The following is a 7,050-nucleotide window of genomic DNA, read 5'->3' as shown; positions in this document are numbered from 1 at the left end:
GTCTAGATCACCGTCTCTCTTTGGCTGATGCGGCCCGTATTCCGAACGGCCTGTCGAAGAGGGAGCAACGCCTTCTCCCAGCCGGGCGCGCCGCGCCGCGCGGCGCCGGCTCGAGGAGGCCGAGGCCAGCGAGGCCGAGCTGCGCGAGCGGCTCGAGGCGCTGGAAAAGCGGCTGACCCCGCCCGAGCCGGTCGGGCGACGGCGGCGCCGGGACGTCGCCGAGAGAGAGTATGTGATCACCTCCCTCGGGGAGGACGGCGAGCCTGCCGAGGTGGAGCAGGTGGTGCAGCGTACGTTGACCGCACCGGCCTTCGCGGACGCGGTGTTCCGGGAGACCGTGGTGCACGGCGCCGCGCTGGTCCACGGCGTGCGCCGGGCGCTCTCGCCCGAGGTGCGGTTCAAGATCCGCTACGAGATGCACCGCGAGGTCAAGCGGGCGCGCAAGGACCGGAAGAGCGAGATGCGCGAGGCGCTGCGCGAATACCGTGCGCGCCAGCGCGCGGCAATTGACGAGGACGTACGTATGGAGGACTCCCTATGAGGGGCGCGATCTGGTTCGTGGTCGGTGCGGGTGCGGGCGTGTACGCGATGGTCAAGGGGCGGCGGGCCGCGGAGGCCTTCACCGCCGACGGCCTGCGCGACCGGGCCCAGGCGCTCGGCGTCGGCGCGCGGATCTTCCGCGACGAGCTGGCCACCGGCAAGGCCGAGAAGGAGTTCGAGCTCCGGGAGTGGATCGAGGCCCGCACGGCGGGGCCGAAACAGATTGGCGCCGCAGGTGTCGATCAGCAGAGACTTGGATTGACAGGGCCCGAGAACGAGGCCCAGCAGAACACGGAAGGTAGTACCCCCTGATGGAGTGGTTGAGCACGGCGGAGATCCGCCGCCGTTTCACGGCGCATTTCGCCGAGAACACGAGTGTCGGCGAGCACACGGTGGTGCCGTCGGCATCGCTCCTGCTCGACGACCCCAACCTGCTCTTCGTCAACGCAGGCATGGTGCCCTTCAAGCCCTACTTCCTCGGCCAGGCCACTCCGCCCTACGACCGGGCGACCTCGGTGCAGAAGTGCATCCGCACGCCCGACATCGAGGAGGTCGGCAAGACCACTCGGCACGGCACCTTCTTCGAGATGTGCGGCAACTTCTCCTTCGGTGACTACTTCAAGGAGGGCGCGATCACGCTCGCCTGGGAGCTGGTCACCAAGTCGGTCGCCGACGGTGGCTTCGGCTTCGACGAGTCGGCCCTCTACCCGTCGGTGCTCAACGGTGACGAGGAGGCGGTCGCGCTCTGGAAGAAGATCTCCGGCCTGCCCGACGACCGCATCGTGCGACTGCCCCCGAGCGAGAACTACTGGTCCATGGGCGTGCCCGGGCCGGGCGGTCCGTGCTCGGAGATCCTGATCGACCGCGGCCCCGAGTTCGGCGCCGACCGTGACTGGGACGCCGGCGACCGCTACCTGGAGTTCTGGAACCTGGTCTTCATGCAGGACAACGTCGTCGCGGCGCGGTCCAAGTACGACGTCGACATCGACGGCCCGCTCGCGCAGACCGGCATCGACACCGGACTCGGCCTCGAGCGGGTCGCCTACCTGATGCAGGGCAAGGCGAACATGTACGAGACCGACGTCGTCTTCCCGGTGATCGAGAAGGCGATGGAGCTGACCGGGAAGAAGTACGGCGCCTCCTACGAGGACGACGTCCGCTTCCGCGTGGTCGCCGACCACGTGCGCTCCTCGCTGATGCTGATCAGCGACGGCGTGACCCCCGGCAACGAGGGCCGCGGCTACGTCCTGCGCCGGCTGATGCGCCGCGCGATCCGCAACATGCGCCTGCTGGGCTACGAGGACCCGGCGATGCCGGAGCTGCTGCCGATCTCCCGCGACAAGATGGGGGAGACCTACACCGACCTGCACACCGGCTGGAACCGCATCAAGCGGGTCGCCGACGCCGAGGAGGAGGCCTTCCGCAAGACCCTCGCGGCCGGCACCCAGATCTTCGACCTGGCCGCGACCGAGGTGAAGTCGAGCGGATCCACCTCGTTCACGGGCGCCAAGGCGTTCCAACTCCACGACACGTACGGCTTCCCGATCGACCTGACCCTCGAGATGGCCGCCGAGGCGGGCCTCGAGGTCGACGAGCCGGGCTTCCGCGGGCTGATGACCGAGCAGCGCGAGCGGGCCAAGGCCGACGCGCGCGCCAAGAAGGGCCAGCACGCCGACGTGTCGGTCTACCGCGGCATCCTCGACAGCAACGGGCCGACCGACTGGCAGGCCTACACGACCCTCGACACCGAGTCCAAGGCGATCGCCCTCCTCAAGGAGGGCAAGCCGGTCGACGTGCTCGGCCCCGAGGAGATCGGTGAGATCGTCCTCGACCGCACCCCGTTCTACGCCGAGTCCGGTGGCCAGTCCGCCGACGCGGGCATCATCGAGTTCGACGGCGGCCGGCTCGAGGTCGTCGACGTGCAGCGGCCGGTCAAGGGCCTCGTGGTGCACCAGGTCCGGGTCGTCGACGGCGAGTTCTCTGCGCATCGAACGGGCGGCGAGTCGCTCGTGCACGCGCAGGTCGACCCCGAGTGGCGTCTCGGCGCCCGCCAGGCCCACTCCGGCACCCACGTGGTGCACGCGGCGCTGCGCGAGGTGCTCGGCCCGACCGCGCTGCAGTCGGGTTCGTACAACCGCCCCGGCTACCTGCGTCTCGACTACGGCTGGACCAAGGGTCTGACCCCCGAGCAGATGCACGAGATCGAGGAGGTCTCCAACCACGCGCTGCGGGCCGACCTGCCGGTCTCCTGGGACTACATGACCCTCCCGCAGGCCAAGGAGTGGGGCGCGATCGCGCTCTTCGGCGAGACCTATGACGACACCAAGGTGCGGGTCGTCGAGATCGGCGGCCCCTGGTCGCGTGAGCTGTGCGGCGGCACGCATGTGGACCACTCCGCCCAGATCGGCACCGTCGTGGTCACCTCCGAGGCCTCGGTCGGATCCGGCAACCGGCGCATCGAGGCCTACACGGGCGTCGAGGGCTTCAACTACCTCGCCCGTGAGCGCGACGTGGTCTCCGAGCTCAACTTGCTGCTCAAGACGAAGTCCGACGACGTCGTCGGCAGGGTCTCGGACCTGATGGAGCGGCTCAAGGCCGCCGAGAAGGAGATCGCCCGGGCGCGTACGGCACAGCTGCTCGCCTCCGGCGGCTCGATCGCGGCCTCCGCGGTCGACGTCAACGGCGTCCAGCTCGTCGCCCAGCGGGTCCCGGGTGTGGGCGGCGGCGACGCGCGCACGCTCGCCCAGGACGTACGCGCCCGGCTCGGGGACGCGCCGGCGGCTGTCGTGCTCATCGGAGACGCTGACGACAAGGTCGCGGTCGTGGCAGCGGTCAACCCGGCCGGGATCGCCAAGGGCGTCAAGGCGGGTGACCTGATCAAGGAGCTCGCGCCGGTCGTGGGTGGTCGCGGCGGCGGCAAGCCAGACTTCGCCCAGGGCGGCGGCACCGACGTCTCCAAGATCGACACCGCGCTCGGAATGGTCGCGACGCTGGTCGCGCAAGCCTGATGCGGCACGGCGTACGCCTCGGTCTCGATCCTGGCGACGCCCGGATCGGCGTCGCCAGGAGTGACCCCACGGGGTTCCTGGCGACGCCGCTCGAGACGGTCAAGAAGGGTCGCGGAGACCTCGCGCGTCTGCAGGCGATCGTCGCTGAGATCGCCGAGGAGTCGACGATGCTCGAGGTGGTCGTCGGGCTGCCCCGGTCCCTCAAGGGAGGGGAGAACCCGGCGACTGCTAAGGTCCGGAACTTCGCCGCGTCCTTGGCGCGGCGAGTGGCTCCGGTCCCGGTTCGCCTCGTCGACGAACGACTTACAACAGTTTCCGCGGAGGCTATGCTCCGAGACCGGGGGCGCAAGGGTCAGGACCGCCGAGCCGTGGTGGACATGGCCGCGGCGGTTGTGATCCTGCAACACGCATTGGACAGTGAGCGCGCTTCGGGGACCGCGCCTGGAGAGATCGTTGAGGTCGGTCATTGAGTGAGCGCTACTACCCCCCGGACCCGCGCGACCCGCGTCGCCCTGGCCAGGGGTCATATGGTCGCGATCCGCGCGGTGGCCACCCGCCACGGCAGCAGCCTCCGCAGGATCCCCGCGACCCACGCCGGATGCCGCCGCAGATGCCCGGTCAGATGCCCGGTCAGATGCCTCCGCAGCAGGGCCAGCCGGGCCAGCGCCCAGGGCCTCGTCCGGTGCCCGGTGCCGGCACGCCCCCGCCGGGCTACGGCCGGCAGGAGCCGCCGCAGCGGCCGGGCGGCTACGACAGGCCGACCTACCAGCAGCAGCCGGCCTTCTTCGAGGGTGGTCCCTCGGATCACGATCCATACTTCGACGAGAAGCCGCCCAAGCGCAAGCGACGCTTCGGTGGCTGTCTGGCCGTGCTGGTGGCGATGGCGGTGGTCCTCGGTGGGTTCTACTTCGTGGGCGACCGGGCGATCGACTACGTCAAGGACATGGTCGCGCCTCCGGCCGACTACCCCGGACCTGGCACCGACCCCGTCTCCTTCGAGGTGCACGAGGGTGACTCGGTCTCGGCTGTCGGCCGCAACCTGAAGGAGATCGGCGTGGTGGAGTCGGTCGACGCCTTCATCGAGGCGGCCAACGCCGAGGGGTTGACCGTCCAGGTCGGCTTCTACCCGCTGAAGAAGCAGATGAAGGCCGCCGACGCCGTCGAGGTCCTCGCCAACCCGGAGAACATCGACACGATCAACGTCACCATCACCGAGGGGTCGCGCGCCAAGGCGATCTACAAGGTGCTCGCCGAGAAGACCGGGAAGAAGCCGGCGGAGTTCAAGAAGGCCGCCCAGGACGCCGAGGCGATCGGGCTGCCCGACTACGCCGAGGGCAACGTCGAGGGCTATCTCTTCCCGGCCACGTACGCCTTCCCGCCTGACGCCACGCCGACCGAGATGCTGGCGATGATGGTCGACCGGTGGGAGCAGGCGCTCGGTGACAACGACATCGAGGCGCGTGCCAAACAGCTCAAGTGCGGCGACGGTAAGGCGTGCACGGCTGAGCAGATCATGACCATCGCCTCGCTGGTCGAGGCGGAGGGTCGCGGTGACGACATGCCCAAGGTCGCCCGGGTGATCTACAACCGGCTCGATCCCAAGATCGACGACGGAGCCACGAACGGGACGCTCGGGATCGACGCGTCGAATGCATACGGCATCGGGAAGTCCGGCACCACGCAGCTGACCTCTGCCGAGCTGGCCAAGGACACGCCGTACGACACCCGTCGTCGCGCTGGTCTGCCGCCGACCCCCATCGGCTCGCCCGGTGACGCCGCGATCGAGGCGGCTCTCAACCCGGCGAAGGGCAACTGGCTCTTCTACATCACGGTGAACCTGAAGACAGGCGAGACCAAGTTCACTCGTGACTATGAGGAGTTCCAGGGCTGGACCGCCGACCTGGACGCGTACTGCGCGAAGAACAAGTGCTGATGCAAGGAGACGTTGATTGAAGTGCGCTGTCCTGGGTGATCCGATCGATCACTCGCTCTCCCCGACTCTCCACCAAGCCGCGTACGCCGAGCTGGAGATGTCCGACTGGTCCTACACGTCCACGCGCGTGCAGGCCGGTGGCCTGGCGAAGTACGTCGCCGACCTCGGCGGCGACTGGCCGCCCAGCCGGTGGCGTGGGCTGTCGGTGACGATGCCGCTCAAGCGGGAGGCGTACGAGCTGGCGCGGTCGATGTCGCCGCGGGCGCGGCTCGTGGGGGCGGTCAACACCCTGGTGCGCTCCTCGCACGGCTGGGTGGGGGACAACACCGACCTGCCCGGAGCGGTCGCGGCGATCCGGGAGCGCGCGGGCGAGGGATTCTCATGTACGTCCGGCGCGATCCTGGGTGCCGGCGCGACCGCGGCCTCCACGGGCCTTGCGCTGGCCGAGTTGGGTGCCTCCCGGATCACGCTGCTGGCTCGCAACCCGGGTGCGGCGGGGGAGACGATCGAGATGATCTCGCGTCACCCGAGCAAGCCCGTCGTCTCGGTGCTGCCGCTGGACTCCGCGGTCGATGGCGTGGATGCGGTCGTCTCCACGGTTCCGGCGAAGGCGCAGACCCCGGACCTCATCGACCGCTGGGCCTCGACGCCGGTCGTCTTCGACGTCGTCTACGACCCGTGGCCCTCGCCGCTGCTGTCTGTCGCACCCGGCGTGGCGGTGAGCGGCCTCGACCTGCTCGTGCATCAGGCGGTGCTGCAGTTCGAGCTCTTCACCGGCCGGCCCGCGCCGCTCGCCGCGATGCGGGCAGCGGGGGAGAAGGCGCTGGCCAGCAGGGAGTCCAGTATGGAGCCGTCACCGGCATGAGTCCCGGGGCGGTCGTGCTGGTGAGTGCGGCCGTCGCCGGTCTGCTCGCTCTCGGGGTGCCGGCACTCCTTCGTCGGCTCCCCGAACCGGTCGACGACCCACCGGCGGTCTCCTATGGGACCATCGCCGCGTGGTCCCCGCTCCTGCCGCTCGCGGTAGTCGTCTCCGCGGCGCTCGCCGGGCTGTTCGCCTGGCAGGTGGAGCCCTCGCGACTGATGGTGGCCCTGGCGCCGCTCACACCTGTCTGGGTGCTGTTGGCCTATGTCGACTGGCGCGTCCAGCGGTTGCCGAAGGTGCCGATCCTGGTGGCGACCGCCGTCGGGGTCGGCCTGCTCGCCGCCGAGTGGCTCTGGACGCGCGACACCGCGGCGGCACTCGGCGCCCTTGCCGGGCTGGTGATCGCGCGCTCGGCGTTCTGGCTGCTGTGGCGGATGCTGCCGCACGCGATGGGCTTCGGAGACGTACGGCTGGCGGCGCTCGTCGGTCTGGTCCTCGGTCGGCTCGGCTGGGGGCAGCTGGCGGTCGGGCTGTGGGCAGGGCTGGCGATCTTCGGCGTCTGGGGCATCGGACGTGCCGTCGCGCAGCGCTCGCGTACGGCGATGCGCGAGCCCCTGGCGTACGGGCCGTTCATGATTCTGGGCATGCTCGTCGGTGCGCTCGCCGTCTCGCTTTGAGCCCGGGTGCACGGGGTTGCGTGACCGGGA

The 7,050-nt window shown here is 69.9% G+C and carries 7 protein-coding genes; all 7 read left to right on the top strand.

Features of this window, described 5'->3' with window-relative positions; translation table 11 throughout:
• Positions 1-232 precede the first annotated feature (232 nt).
• Entirely contained in the window at positions 233-541 is a 309-nt protein-coding gene (locus ABZU72_RS26300; RefSeq protein WP_355021728.1) for a hypothetical protein, read from the top strand.
• The gene (locus ABZU72_RS26295) at positions 538-852 is read left to right on the top strand and encodes a DUF6167 family protein (RefSeq protein WP_355021727.1); all 315 of its coding nucleotides are present in this window, start codon (positions 538-540) and stop codon (positions 850-852) included. The genes ABZU72_RS26300 and ABZU72_RS26295 overlap by 4 nt, the downstream gene beginning before the upstream one ends.
• Positions 852-3,548 (top strand): alanine--tRNA ligase, encoded by a 2,697-nt coding sequence (gene alaS / locus ABZU72_RS26290; protein WP_355021726.1) that lies wholly within the window; start codon positions 852-854, stop codon positions 3,546-3,548. Before ABZU72_RS26295 ends, alaS begins: the two co-directional genes overlap by 1 nt.
• The gene (gene ruvX / locus ABZU72_RS26285; RefSeq protein ID WP_350658823.1) at positions 3,548-4,018 is read left to right on the top strand and encodes a Holliday junction resolvase RuvX; all 471 of its coding nucleotides are present in this window, start codon (positions 3,548-3,550) and stop codon (positions 4,016-4,018) included. Before alaS ends, ruvX begins: the two co-directional genes overlap by 1 nt.
• A 128-nt stretch (positions 4,019-4,146) precedes the next feature.
• The gene (gene mltG / locus ABZU72_RS26280; RefSeq protein ID WP_355021725.1) at positions 4,147-5,481 is read left to right on the top strand and encodes an endolytic transglycosylase MltG; all 1,335 of its coding nucleotides are present in this window, start codon (positions 4,147-4,149) and stop codon (positions 5,479-5,481) included.
• A 16-nt stretch (positions 5,482-5,497) separates the two neighbouring features.
• Entirely contained in the window at positions 5,498-6,346 is an 849-nt protein-coding gene (locus ABZU72_RS26275; RefSeq protein WP_355021724.1) for a shikimate dehydrogenase, read from the top strand.
• Positions 6,343-7,020: a prepilin peptidase gene (locus tag ABZU72_RS26270; protein WP_355021723.1), complete on the top strand. Its 678-nt coding sequence runs from the start codon at positions 6,343-6,345 to the stop codon at positions 7,018-7,020. The genes ABZU72_RS26275 and ABZU72_RS26270 overlap by 4 nt, the downstream gene beginning before the upstream one ends.
• The last annotated feature ends 30 nt before the right edge of the window (positions 7,021-7,050 follow it).

The sequence above is a fragment of the Nocardioides sp. NPDC004968 genome, assembly GCF_040608935.1.
Lineage (GTDB): Bacteria > Actinomycetota > Actinomycetes > Propionibacteriales > Nocardioidaceae > Nocardioides.
This window is presented reverse-complemented; position numbering and strand designations above follow the sequence as displayed.